Origin of the sequence: Streptomyces glaucescens (assembly GCF_000761215.1) — a bacterium.
Taxonomy (GTDB): Bacteria; Actinomycetota; Actinomycetes; order Streptomycetales; family Streptomycetaceae; genus Streptomyces; species Streptomyces glaucescens_B.
On record NZ_CP009438.1, the window covers coordinates 6,769,149 to 6,782,046 of the forward strand.

At 74.3% G+C, this 12,898-nt stretch carries 7 protein-coding genes; 1 reads left to right on the forward strand and 6 read right to left on the reverse strand.

Translation table 11 applies throughout. The features are described from left to right. Positions 1-2: 2 nt before the first annotated feature. The 4 genes from SGLAU_RS29290 to SGLAU_RS29305 form a co-directional block, all read right to left on the reverse strand. The gene (locus SGLAU_RS29290; protein WP_244315277.1) at positions 3-2,771 is read right to left on the reverse strand and encodes a hypothetical protein; all 2,769 of its coding nucleotides are present in this window, start codon (positions 2,769-2,771) and stop codon (positions 3-5) included. A gap of 133 nt (positions 2,772-2,904) precedes the next feature. Then, positions 2,905-3,795 carry an SCO6745 family protein gene (locus tag SGLAU_RS29295; protein WP_052414162.1) on the reverse strand — a complete coding sequence of 297 codons (891 nt, stop codon included), beginning with the start codon at positions 3,793-3,795 and terminating at the stop codon, positions 2,905-2,907. 100 nt (positions 3,796-3,895) lie between these two features. Then, positions 3,896-5,347 carry a Gfo/Idh/MocA family protein gene (locus SGLAU_RS29300; RefSeq protein ID WP_043505556.1) on the reverse strand — a complete coding sequence of 484 codons (1,452 nt, stop codon included), beginning with the start codon at positions 5,345-5,347 and terminating at the stop codon, positions 3,896-3,898. Positions 5,348-5,605: 258 nt separating this feature from the next. Beyond that, entirely contained in the window at positions 5,606-8,980 is a 3,375-nt protein-coding gene (locus SGLAU_RS29305) for a pyruvate carboxylase (protein WP_043505557.1), read from the reverse strand. A gap of 154 nt (positions 8,981-9,134) precedes the next feature. Here SGLAU_RS29305 and SGLAU_RS29310 point away from each other — a divergent pair, with 154 nt between their 5' ends. Further along, positions 9,135-9,866 (forward strand): hypothetical protein, encoded by a 732-nt coding sequence (locus SGLAU_RS29310; protein ID WP_244315278.1) that lies wholly within the window; start codon positions 9,135-9,137, stop codon positions 9,864-9,866. A 232-nt stretch (positions 9,867-10,098) separates the two neighbouring features. Here the strand turns inward: SGLAU_RS29310 and SGLAU_RS29315 are convergent, their stop codons facing one another. Together SGLAU_RS29315 and SGLAU_RS29320 are read right to left on the reverse strand one after the other, a co-directional pair. Further along, entirely contained in the window at positions 10,099-10,896 is a 798-nt protein-coding gene (locus tag SGLAU_RS29315) for a VOC family protein (RefSeq protein ID WP_043505560.1), read from the reverse strand. 197 nt (positions 10,897-11,093) lie between these two features. Then, a complete protein-coding gene (locus tag SGLAU_RS29320; RefSeq protein WP_043505561.1) occupies positions 11,094-12,701 on the reverse strand; it encodes an MFS transporter in 1,608 nt (535 codons plus the stop codon). Positions 12,702-12,898: the final 197 nt, after the last annotated feature.

The following is a 12,898-nucleotide window of genomic DNA, read 5'->3' on the forward strand; positions in this document are numbered from 1 at the left end:
GGCTACGACGCGTCGCGGACGGTCCCGGTCACCACCGGACCGTGCGGCTCGCCCTCCGCATCGGTGGGCTGCAGCACCAGGTGCTCCACGGGCTCGGCGACCTGGTCGCGGACCGTCGGCACCGCCAGCTCCGCGCTCAGCTCACCGGCCGGCACCGGCGCCCACAGGGAGAAGTACTCCAGCCCGGACAGCGGCACCTCCCCGTCGGGCAGCTCGCCGTACATGTCCCTCAGCCACTCCTGGTCGACGTCCCGGGTGGACAGCTCGGGCCGCCCGCCGGCCGGCACCACCAGCAGCGGGGATCCGAGATCCACGTCGGCGGGCGCGGACAGCGAGACCCGCCAGCGCAGCGGCTGGCCCTCGGTGACCTCGCCCGCGACCGGGGTCACCGCGACCTCGGGCCGCGGGTCGTCGTCCCGCACGGTGACACCACCGGCGTACGACCCGACGACCGTGCCGCGGACCGCCTTCGCCAGGACGAGGTTGGAGACGTCCCAGTCGTAGCGCTCGTCGCCCTCCACCCTCATCGTCACCGTGGTGCCGGCGTCACCCGGGCGCACGGTGACGAGGCGGTGCGTGGTCGCCCCGGTCACCGGGTCCATCACGTACATCCGCACCGAGCCGCTGCCCTGACCGGACACCCGCACGGGCACCTCGTAGGTGCGCACGCCCGAGTCGCCCTCGTCGACCGTCAGCCGGCCGATGTCGACCCGGGGCAGGGCCGCCGGCTTCACCGCGGGCGTGCCGGGGCGCCAGGCGTGGGCGTCCATCAGCCAGGCCCGGCCCGCGCGGGAACGCGGGGTCAGTTCCAGCGTGGTGATCCGACTGAGGTCGACTCCGGCGCGGGTGGCGGCGGTGAGCGGTACGCGGCGCTCCTGCGCCCAGTAGGAAGCGGTGCGCTCGCTGCCCGGCAGCCCGTCCGCACGGACCGTGCCGAGGGTGACGCGCTGGCCGGCCGCGTCGGTGACCGAGACGTCGAGCAGGGTGCCGGCGCTGTTCGGCGGCACGACGACCCGCAGCGCCAGGCTCTTCGCGCCCTTGAGCGAAACGGCCTTGGCGGGCCGGATCCGGACGGGCGTGCCCGCCGCGGACCACTTCAGCGCCACGGCGCGGCGGCCCTGCTCACGCTCCGGCCACCAGCGGGCGAAGTGCGGCGATCCGCCGGCCGCGTCCTCGCCCAGGCACGCCGCCCTCGGGTTCGGGTCGACCGCGGCGCACAGCCGTCCGCCGGTGACCTTCATCGGGCCGTCCGGCAGGAAGCCGGCGCCCCGGCCCGCACCCACCGCGTGGGTCAGCACGCGCGCGGGATCCGCCGAGGGGGCCCGGCGGCCGGTGCCGTCGACGAGTTCGCGCACCCGGTCGTCACCGGCGACGAACAGCCGCGCGGCGGCGGCGATGTAGGTGGCGCCGGCGCGGTGCTGCTGCTGGGCCGTCAGCCGGGTGGCGCTGCCCGGGGAACAGACCGGGTCGCGGTCGCCGGGGTCGTTCCAGAAGTCGTCGTCCGCGGGTGCCTGGGCCTCGCCCGGCGTCCACTCGCTGTTGAAGAAGTTGTGGTTGGCGCCGGTCATGTACACCGCGCTGTGCAGGGCCTTGCCGCGGCTCACCCCGCGCGTGCCGTCGACGTAGACCTGGCCCTGGAGGTCCGAGACGTCGCCGTCGCAGCCCGGCAGGATCGTCAGCGACGGCACGTCCGGCACCGGGTTCTGGCCGAAGATGGTCGGGCCGATCAGCACGGTGCCGCGGATGGTCCAGCGGGCGCGGCCCGGCTGGCCGTCCTGGGCGGCCGGCGGCGGGTACAGGCTGTCCAGGGCGGCCCGGTCGACGCCCTCACCACCGCGCGAGTGGCCCACCAGCAGGACGCGCGACAGGTCGGCCGTGGGCGCCTTGCGGACGGCCTCGGGGGCGGTGGACGGCCGCGCGGCCCAGTCCGCCCAGCGCGCCAGGTGCCGCCGCACCAGCGAGGAGCGGCCCTGTGCGCCCGCGTCCTCGACCTGGGCGTCCTGGCCGTTGATGCCGTTGGCGGAGATCGACACGGTCACATAGCCCTGCGAGGCCAGCAGCTTCTGGTCCTTCAGATAGCCGCGGTGACTGGGGATCGGCCGGGCGCCCGCCGCGCAGGGCCAGTCGATCGTGACGGCGTTCTCGCCGCCGCCGGGGACGTAGCAGGTGGCGTGCCGGCCGTGCAGGAAGAGAGCGAGGGGGCGCTTGCCGGTGGCGCCCTTGGGGGCCACGACCACGCCGCGCATCTCGACCGGGGCGGGGAAGCCGGGCAGCCGCACGGAGTCGAGCGCGTACTCGCCGGTGACCGTGGCGAACGGACCCGGCTTGCCCGGGTCGACGGCCCCCGCGGGCAGCCGGGGCGGGAGCCCCGAGGCGCGCGGCGCGGAGGCGTCCGGACCGTTCGCGGCACCCGGGGCCCGGTCCAGCCGGCGGCCACCCGCCCACACCTGCACGTCCGTCAGGTCCGTGAGCCCGACCCGGTCCAGCGGCAGCCGGAAGGTACGGCCGTCCCCGTCCGGCTGCGGGATGCCCACCAGCGCGTCGCCGGTGCGGAACTCCACGCGCGCGTCGCCCGGCGGGACGCGCCGGGGCGCCCGCCACTCCAGGGCGTTCCCCTCACCGGTGGCGGCGATCCGCCAGCCGGGCGGCAGGACTTCCGCTCCGCTGCCCGCCGTGGCGGATGCGGCGCCGGGCGGCTGGGGGCGGGCCTGCGCCACGGCGGGTGACGCGCCGACCAGCGTCACCGCCGCGAGCGCGGTGGCCCACGTCATTCGGGCACGTATCAACGAACCTCTCCTCAAATCCTCGGTGAGGAAGGCACCTTGCGCCGGTGCCTTCCGTGCAGGAGGAGGCGGGGAGGGGCGTACGGGTTGCCTGTGGTCCGGCAGACGACCGGAAATCCGGTCAGTCCCCGGCCGGTCGGGACGCCTTCCACAGGTCTCCGGTGAGCCCCACCGGATTGCCGGACGGCACCGTTCCGGAGGCCAGCACCGCACGCGCGAGGGGTTCGAGCAGACCGGCGAGGCGGGTGGCGGCCGCCTCACCCACGGCCTTCCAGGGCTGGGCCGCGGCCGCGTCGGTCGCCGCCTCGACCTCCGCGTGCAGGGCCGCTCCGGCGGCGGTCAGCGACCCGTCCCCGGCGAGCCGGCCCCGCTCGCGCAGCGCGGCCTCGGCGGCCTGCCAGGCCGTCAGGTCCCACCTGCGGCCCTCCCGCAGCAGGTTCGGGTCCGACTCGCCCGCGGCGGCCTTCAGCACCATCGCCTCCACCGGCCCCAGCCCGTGCGCGACCAGGACGGCGACATGCCCGTCCCCGCGGTGCTCGCGCAGCGTGGTCAGCGCCTGCCACAGCCTGAGGTGGGGGCGGTCGGGGCGGTCGAGGGCCTGGTTGGCGGCGCCGAGCACCCGGCCCGCCGGATCCGCGGCCATGGCCGCCTCCCAGGCCAGGTCGGCGGCCTCCGCCAGCGCCGCGGAGGCGACCCCGTCCCGGCCGAACAGGCGGGTCATGGCGGCGTCCACCGCCCGCAGCCGCGCCGCGAGCGCGTCGGCCGGGGTCGTGTACCGCCAGGCGTCCGGCAGCGCCCGGGCCACGCGGTCGGGGTGGAAGACGTAGAAGCAACTGGTCACGACGGCGGGGGGAACGGGGCCGAGCGGGGCGGCCCGCAGGGCGAAGTAGCCCATCCAGAAGCCGCGCAGGCCGAGTTCGTCCGCGGCACGGCGGGTTTCCGGGGCGAAGTAGACGATGCCGTGCACCGGTTCGTACCGCTCCCACATGGACCGTGCCAGTGCGTCTCCCACCGGTGCCTCCCTCTCCTCGGCCGCCCCCGCGGCCACCATGGCCACGGGACGGTGGCCGCCGAGCAGCATGCGTCACGGTGCCCGGCCGGACAAGGGGCCCTCAGGGGACGGGGGGCATCTCACCGGGGTGTGAGTCGAGCCCCGGGCGACGGTTGACCCATGAGCCACGGGTGAAGTCGGGCACCGGCACCGGGCGGCCGCCGGCGGCGAGGGACCTGACGCTCAGCGGGACGGGGGAGCACCAGACCGCGGCGTCGTAGACGTCCATGTCGGGCACGAGCCCGGCGCGCATCTGCTGGACGGTGCGCCACTGCAGGACGTAGTCCATCCCGCCGTGCCCGCCGTTGCCCGCGGCGTCGTCGCCGATCTTCCGCCACAGCCAGTGGTCGAACTCCTTGCGGTAGGAGTCGAACGCCCGCCAGGTGTGGCCGCTGTGATCCGGCTCGACGTAGATCCGGCCGCCGCCCGCCGACGTCACGCCCGCGTAGTCCTCGAAGATGCCACGGCTGCCGGCCAGCGAGTTGATACGGCTGTAGGGGCGCGGTGAGCTGACGTCGTGCTCGGCGCGGATCACCCGGCCCCGCGCGGTGTCGATGAGGCAGGTGACGAGGTCCCCGTTGACGTACGTCTCCCGCCAGCTCGGATGGGACGTCGGCACGAACCGCTCGCGGTAGTCGGCGAGGCCCCTCGGCTCGGTGGCGGTGGCCCGCAAGGCGGTCATGCGGTCGCCGCGGTTGACGTCCATGGCCGCCGCGATCGGGCCGAGGCCGTGCATGGCGTAGAACGACGCGGTGCTGCGGGTGTGCCACAGCCGCCGCCAGGAGTCGGTGTAGTAGGTGTCCGAGAACAGCAGGGCCCGCAGATCGTGCAGATAGCCGCCGTGACCGTTGGTGATCTCCCCGAACAGGCCGTCGTGGGCCATCCGCAGCATCGCCAGCTCGTTGCGGCCGTAGTTGCAGTTCTCGGAGAGGATCAGGTGCCGGCGGGTGCGTTCGCTGGTGTCGACCAGGTCCCACAGCTCGTCCAGCTCGGTGGCGACGGGCAGTTCGACGAGGGCATGCTTGCCCGCCAGCAGCGCGGCGCGACCCTGCTCGTGGTGGAACTCCCACGGGGTGGCGATGTAGACGAGGTCGATGTCGTCGTGGCGCAGCATGCGCAGGTACGCCTCGGCCGAGCCGCCGTACTCGGCCGGCCGGGGGCGGCCCTCGAAGGCCAGCAGATCGGCGGTCCGTGCCGCGCGTTCGGCGCGGATGTCGCACACGGCGGTCACGGTGCAGCCGGGGACGGCGGCCCATCCCGAGGCCATGCCGTGGCCCCGGTTGCCGAGACCGATCAGGCCGACGCGGACCGTCCGGTGCACCGTGAACGGCACGTTGGCCATGGACCTCTGGCCCCGGCCCCGGGGCGGGGCGGGCTCCCCAGGCGGGACGGCCTGCGCGGCGGGGGCGGCCGGGGCGGCGGAGGCGGTGCCCGCGCCGAGTCCGGCGGCGACGCCGGTGGCGAGGGCTCCTCCCATGAGGGTGCGGCGTGAGACAGCAGGGATGTCAGGCATGGCGCGGATCGGTCCTCTCCTGCGGGGCCGGCTGCTCTTGCTGCCGCACGACTCTGGCCACGCCACCGCCCCATGTCAATAGGTGCTCGAAAAGAAGCAGTTGCAAGCAGAAATGAGCACGCGGCTGGTTCTGAGCCCCCAGAAAGCCGGTTTCTCGCCCCCCACCCCGGGAGACAGGACCGCCCTGCCCGCCGTCGGAGGGACGACGGCGGGCAGGGCGGTGCAACGGGCGGCCCCGGGCGCTTCCCGGGGACGGGCTCAGACGATCTCGACGAGCAGATCCCCGCCCTCCACCTGCTGGACACGATTGATGGCGAGCCGGCTCACCCGGCCGGAACGCGGGGCGGTGACGGCGGCCTCCATCTTCATCGCCTCGATGGTGGCCACGGTCCCCCCGGCCGTCACCTCGTCGCCCTCCGCGACCGACAGCGTGACCACCCCGGCGAACGGCGCGGCGACATGGCCCGCATCGGCGCGGTCGGCCTTCTCGGTCACCGGTACGTCGGACGCCGCCGCGGCGTCCCGGACCTGGATCGGCCGCAACTGCCCGTTCAGGCTCGACATCACGGTGCGCAGACCGCGCTCGTCGGGCTCGCCGACGGCCTGCAGCTCGATGAGCAGCCGCACCCCCGGCTCCAGGTCCACGGCGTACTCCTTGGCGGGACGCAGGCCGTAGAAGAAGTCCTTGCTGTCCAGCACGCTGGTGTCGCCGTACGCCTGCCGGTGCGCCTCGAAGTCGCGCGTCGGGCCCGGGAACAGCAGCCGGTTGAGCGTCGCGCGCCGGGACTTCTCCAGCCCCGCGCGGTCCTCCGCCGACAGCTCCCGCACCGGCTTCGCCGCCCCGCGCCCCTGGAGCGCCTTCGTCCGGAACGGCTCCGGCCAGCCGCCGGGCGGGGTGCCCAGCTCACCGCGCAGGAACCCGATGACGGAGTCCGGGATGTCGAACCGGTCCGGCGTCGCCTCGAAGTCCTCCGGCGTCACCCCCGCCCCCACCAGGTGCAGGGCCAGGTCGCCGACCACCTTGGAGGACGGGGTGACCTTCACCAGACGGCCGAGGATGCGGTCGGCCGCCGCGTACATCGCCTCGATCTCCTCGAACCGGTCGCCGAGGCCCAGCGCGACCGCCTGGGTGCGCAGGTTGGAGAGCTGGCCGCCGGGGATCTCGTGGTGGTAGACGCGCCCGGTGGGGGAGGCGAGCCCGGACTCGAACGGGGCGTACACCTTGCGCACGCCCTCCCAGTACGGCTCCAGGTCACCGACCGCCTGCAGGTCCAGCCCGGTCGGCCGGTCCGAGTGGTCGGTGGCCGCCACGATCGCCGACAGCGACGGCTGCGAGGTGGTGCCCGCCATCGACGCCACCGCCCCGTCCACGGCGTCCACCCCCGCCTGCGCCGCCGCGAGATAGGTGGCGAGCTGGCCGCCCGCGGTGTCGTGGGTGTGCAGGTGCACCGGCAGGCCGAACTCGCGGCGCAGCGCGGACACCAGCGTCGCGGCGGCGGGCGCGCGCAGCAGCCCCGCCATGTCCTTCACGGCCAGCACATGGGCGCCGGCCTCGACGATCTGCTCGGCCAGCCGCAGGTAGTAGTCCAGGGTGTAGAGCCGCTCGCCCGGATCCGACAGGTCGGCCGTGTAGCAGAGCGCGACCTCGGCGACCGCCGTGCCGGTCTCCCGCACGGCCTCGATGGCGGGCCGCATCTGCGAGACGTCGTTCAGCGCGTCGAAGATTCGGAAGATGTCGATGCCGGTGGCCGCGGCCTCCTGCACGAAAGCGTCGGTCACCTCGGTGGGGTAGGGCGTGTAGCCGACCGTGTTGCGTCCGCGCAGCAGCATCTGCAGACAGATGTTGGGCACCGCCTCGCGCAGCGCGGCCAGCCGCTCCCACGGGTCCTCGGCGAGGAAGCGCAGCGCCACGTCGTACGTCGCGCCGCCCCAGCACTCCAGGGAGAGCAGCCCGGGGAGGGTGTGCGCGACATGCGGGGCCACGGCCAGCAGGTCCTTGGTGCGCACCCGGGTGGCCAGCAGCGACTGGTGGGCGTCGCGGAAGGTGGTGTCGGTGACGGCGAGACCGGGCGCCTCGCGCAGCGCGCGGGCGAAGCCCTCCGGGCCCAGCTCGGCCAGCCGCTGCCGGGAGCCCGCGGGAGGCTGCCCGGCCGGCAGCGGAGGCAGCTTGGCGGTGGGGTCCATCAGTTCCGGCCGCTCCCCGTGCGGCTTGTTGACGGTGACGTCGGCGAGATACGTCAGCAGCTTGGTGCCGCGGTCGGCGGAGTGCCGGGCGGTGAGCAGGTGCGGGCGCTGCTCGATGAACGACGTGGTCACCCGGCCCGCCTGGAAGTCCGGGTCGTCCAGGACGGCCTGGAGGAAGGGGATGTTCGTCGCGACACCGCGGATGCGGAACTCGGCCACCGCCCGCCGGGCCCGGCCGATCGCGGCCGTGAAGTCACGGCCCCGGCAGGTGAGCTTCACCAGCATCGAGTCGAAGTGGGCGCTGATCTCCGTACCGGCGTGCGTGGTGCCGCCGTCCAGCCGGATGCCGGACCCGCCGGGGGAGCGGTAGGCGCTGATCCGGCCGGTGTCCGGACGGAAGCCGTTGGCCGGGTCCTCGGTGGTGATGCGGCACTGCAGGGCGGCACCGCGCAGGGTCAGCGTCTCCTGGGACAGCCCCAGGTCCGCCAGCGTCTCGCCGGAGGCGATGCGCAGCTGTGCCTGCACCAGGTCGACGTCGGTCACCTCCTCGGTGACGGTGTGCTCGACCTGGATGCGCGGGTTCATCTCGATGAAGACGTGGTTGCCGTCCCGGTCGAGCAGGAACTCCACCGTGCCCGCGTTGCGGTAGCCGATCTCCCGCGCGAACCGCACCGCGTCCGCGCAGATCCGCTCCCGCAGCTCCGGGTCGAGGCCGGGCGCGGGCGCCAGCTCGATCACCTTCTGGTGGCGGCGCTGCAGCGAGCAGTCCCGCTCGAACAGGTGCATGACGTTGCCCTCGCCGTCGGCGAGGATCTGCACCTCGATGTGGCGCGGATCGACGACCGCCTTCTCCAGGAACACGGTCGGGTCGCCGAACGCCGACGCCGCCTCCCGGGACGCCGCCTCGATGGACTCACGCAGCGCCGCGGCATCCTCCACGCGGCGCATCCCGCGCCCGCCGCCGCCCGCGACCGCCTTCACGAACACCGGGAACCCGATCTCCTCGGCGGCCTGGACCAGTTCGTCGACGTCCCGGGAAGGCGCCGACGAGCCGAGGACCGGCACCCCGGCCGCGCGGGCGGCGGCCACCGCGCGGGCCTTGTTCCCGGTCAGCTCCAGCGTGCCGGCGTCCGGGCCGACGAAGGTGATGCCCGCCTCGGCGCAGGCGCGCGCCAGTTCCGGATTCTCGGACAGGAAGCCGTAGCCCGGGTACACGGCGTCCGCACCCGCCCGCCGGGCGGCCCGCACGATCTCCTCCACCGACAGGTAGGCGCGCACCGGGTGCCCCGGCTCCCCGATCTCGTACGCCTCGTCGGCCTTGAGCCGGTGCAGCGAGTTGCGGTCCTCGTGCGGGAAGACGGCGACCGTGCGCGCGCCCAGTTCGTAGCCGGCGCGGAACGCGCGAATCGCGATCTCGCCTCGGTTGGCGACCAGCACCTTGCGGAACATCCTGGATCCCTTCGCCCTGCCGGTGAGAGGACCATGGTGTCGGCGGCCGGACGGTACTGCCATGTGAACCGGGCCACTTGACCGGTTCACGCCCGGCCCCGGCGCGGCGCCCGCCCACGGCCAGGGCATGATCCGATCAGGCACACTGTGCGGAATGGACGACTATCGCCCGGTCCACCGGGAACCCGCGACGGACCGGTACGGACGACTGCTCATACGGACGGCGGACCTCGCCCCCGCCGACTGGCTCGTCGAGCGGCTCCGGCGGGACGGTGCCCTCGGCATCGTCGCCGGGGTCAGCGCGCCCGGCTTCCCCGCCTACGCCCGCATCCTGCACCCCGCCACGCTCGGCGAACAGCCGGTGCGCTGGGCGACGGTGGCCGCCGCCCACGGACGTTGCGGGGTGACGGGGACGACCCGCTGGCACGAGGTGACCGGCGTCGGCATCGACGACCGGACCGCCTCGGACCTGGGCCTGCCCGACGTCTGGGACGAGCACCCGGCCGAAGGGCCCACCCCGCCCGACGTCGCCCGCGCCCTGATCCCCGTCCTGGCCCGGCACACCCGGACCCCGGACCGCTGCTGGTTCGGCCTGTGGAGCGGCTACGGCCGCCGGGACTTCGACCACCTCCCGACCTTCCCGACGCCCGGCCGCGACGAGATCCTCCTCGAGGGACCGCTCGCCGACGCCGTGTCGCCCGCCCTGCCGGACGACTTCGACGAACTGCCCGACCTTTGGTGGCCCGAGGACCGCGCCTGGTGCGTCGGCGGAGACGTCGACCTGGTCAGCACCTACGTCGGCGGATCCCCGGAGCTCATCGCCGACCTGCTGGCCGCGCCCGGCCTGGAGGCACACCCCGTCGGACCCGGTGACCTCCTGGACTGACCGGCCGGTCCGGCGGCCTCCTGACCTGAGTCCGGCCGGTCCGGCGGCCTCCCGACCTGGGACCGCACGGTCCGGCGGCCCTCCTGCACTGAGACCGGCCTGGCGGCGCCTTCCTTGCCGAACCGGGCCCGTCGGCCCACGGCGCGCGGCCCGGCCACCCGCGGGGCCAGGCCCATGGACGCCGCACCCGAGGCCGGCCGACCACCTCCATGGCGGGCGCGCGGCCCGGGGATCAGCCCTCTGCCGGGGTGAGGACGACGAAGTCCGCGTTCGCAGGGTCCAGGCAGACCGCCAGCCGGCCCACCCCTTCCGCGTCCTCCGGCCCCATCTGCACTGTGCCGCCGTTCCGGGTGACCGCGGCGACCGCCGCGTCGCAGTCCTCGACGTTGAAGACCGGGTGCCAGTAGGGCCTGCCGTTCGCCAGGCCCAGGTTCTCGCGGGGCAGTTCCATCACGCCGCCGTGCATCCGCTCGTCGGGCTGTCCGGCGGGCGTGATGAGCGAGTAGGTGCCTCCGCCGCCGGGCAGCTCCATGTCGCTGAAGCGCCACCCGAGGACGCCGCCGTAGAACTCCTTCGCGCCGGCGGCGTCGCTGGTGTACAGCTCGGTCCACGACATGGAGCCCGGCTCGTCGACCAGTTCCACGCCCTTGGTGGTGCCCGGCTGCCAGACGGCGAACTGGCCGCCCAGCGGGTCGCTGTACTGCGCCATGCGGCCCCACTCGCCGAGGTCTCTCGGCTCCACCCGCACGCTGCCGCCCCCGTCGCGCACCGCCTGGGTGGTGGCGTCCGCGTCGGCGACGCTGAAGTAGATCATCCAGGCGGAGCGGGCGCCTTCCTCGGTGAGCTTGCCGAGCCCCGCCACGATCTTGCCGTCCTTGCGGAACATGCCGCCTTCCATGTCCCCGCCGTCTCCCATGGACTCGTAGTCCCATCCGAGCACGGACCCGTAGAAGGCCGCGGCGGCCCGGACGTCGGGGGAGCCTAGGTCGAGCCAGCAGGGGGAGCCGGGAGCGAAATCCGTGGTGATCATGCCGACGACGCCTTTCCGTGGTTCGTGTGTGAACCCAGCGTGACACCGGCCACTGACAATCGCCTGCCGGGCCGTCCCTCCGCGGGCCGGCGGCCCCGGGACAGCACGGTCGGCCCGGGCCGCCGCGCGCGGCGGACGTGCCCCGAGGAGCCCGCCGGCCGCCGGGCGGTGTCGCCCCCGCCCGGCGGACCGACGGCTCAGCCGGCCTTCGCGTCCTCCTTGTGGGGCTCCGCCGCGGTCTCCCCGGGCCGTGCGCCCGCGGCCCGGCGGCCGGGCAGGACGAGCAGGACGATCAGGGCGCCGGCCGCCATGATGACGCCGCCGACCAGACTGGTGTGCGCGACACCGTGGGCGAACGACTCGTGCACGGCGTCCACCAGGGCCCGGGCCTGCTGGGGACCGCCGTTCGGGGCCCCCGCGATCCGTTCGGCGACCGCGAGGCCGCCGCCCACCGACTCCTTCGCGGCGTCCAGGGCGCCCTGCGGGAGCCGGCCGCCGGCCAGGCCGGTCAGTTCGTCCTGGTAGGCGGTGCTGAGCAACGAGCCCAGGACGGCGATGCCGAGCGAGCCGCCCAGTTCCAGCGAGGTGTCGTTGGCGCCGCCGCCGACGCCCAGCTCCGACTCGGGGAAGGAGCCCATGATCGTGTCGGTCGCCGGGGACACGCTGAGCCCGATCGCGAAGCCCAGCAGCAGCAGCGACGGCACGAAGTCGGCGTACGACGAGCCCTTGTCGATCTGGGTGAGCAGGAACACGGACACGGTCCCGGTCACCATGCCGGGCACGATCGTGGCCTTGACCCCGAGCTTCGGCGTCAGCCTGCCGGTGACCGCGGCGCCCGCGAACACCGCACCGGCCAGCGGGAGCAGCCGCACCCCGGTCTCCAGGGCGTCGTGGCCGAGGACGAACTGGAGGTACTGCGTGGCGTAGTAGATCGAGCCGAACGCGCCGAAGAAGAAGAACAGCACCGCGATCATCGAGCCGCTGAACGGCCGCAGGGCGAACTTGCGCACGTCGAGCATGGGCTGGGGGTGCCTCAGCTCCCACAGCGTGAACGCGGTGAACCCGGCACCCGCGACCACGGCCGCCGCGACCGGGCCGCTGCCCCAGCCGAAGTGCGGGCCCTCGATGATCGCGTAGACCAGGGAGCCGACGGAGACGATCGACAGCAGGCCGCCCACGTAGTCGATCCGGCCCATGCCCTCCGCCCGGGACGGCGGTACGAGGACGAAGGCGCCGACGACGGCGGCGACGGCGACGGGCACGTTGATCAGGAAGGTCGAGCCCCAGGCGTGGTCCTCCAGCAGCCAGCCGGCCAGCAGCGGGCCGACGGCGATGGCCAGGCCGGAGGTGGCCGTCCAGGCGGTGATGGCCCGGGCCCGTTCCCGCTTCGGGAAGGTCGCGACCAGCAGGGACAGGGTGGCCGGCATGACCACGGCGGCGCCGACGCCCATGACGGCGCGGGCGGTGATGACCGGAGCGGTCTCGTCGACCAGGCTGCCCATCACCGAACCGCCCGCGAAGACCAGCAGGCCCAGGACCAGGGCGCCGCGGCGGCTGTACTTGTCGCCGATCGCGCCCAGCACCAGCATCAGCGCGGCGTACGGCACGGTGTACCCGTCGATCACCCACTGCAGGTCGCTGCTGCTGAGCCGCAGGTCCTCGGTCATGGCGGGGGCGGCGACGATCAGGGACGTGTTGGCCATGACCACGATCAGCAGGCTCAGGCACAGCACGAGCAGTGCCCACCAGCGCCGCCGGTACGGCTCCGGCATCCTCTCGACCGGTGTGCGGGCGACGAGCGGCATCGGGCGCTCCTAGGGGGGTGAGACGACGGCTTTCCGAGTGGTGGGAGCGGCTCCGTCGCGGCTCCTGGCACCGCGGGCAGTTAATTGCCCATGGATGTGCAGATTAATTTGTTGCATGTCAGTGTGCAACTTGTACTTGCTCGCCGATGTGCAAACAGCGGGTGCCCGGTCGGCTGCCCGTGACACCCGCGCGGGGC